Here is a 239-nt window from a genome sequence, read left to right as displayed (position 1 = left end):
TGTCCTCAATTACAATTGTAGGATATGCACTATTTTGTATAATCGTCTTCTTCCTTGTAAATCGTCTTTTACGAAAGAAAAAAACGAACGTGGGAGAAGAACAAGTCCCAGCCGTAAGTAAAATAGAAGTAAGTAAGCTAGAAGCAGAAGAAAAAGAAAATGAACAAAAGCAAGAAGTAGAAATTTCTAATGTAGTTGAATTAGAAACAGGCAAGCAAGAAGAAGTAAAACAAGAAAAA

The 239-nt window shown here is 32.6% G+C and carries 1 pseudogene; it reads left to right on the top strand.

The features are described 5' to 3' along the window. Positions 1-239, top strand: a pseudogene (locus MR170_RS31710) (MFS transporter); the annotation flags it as partial.

The sequence above is a fragment of the Bacillus cereus group sp. BfR-BA-01524 genome (assembly GCF_022662595.1).
GTDB lineage: Bacteria > Bacillota > Bacilli > Bacillales > Bacillaceae_G > Bacillus_A > Bacillus_A thuringiensis_S.
Note: the sequence above shows the minus strand (reverse complement) of the source record. Positions and strands in the feature narration are given on the sequence as shown.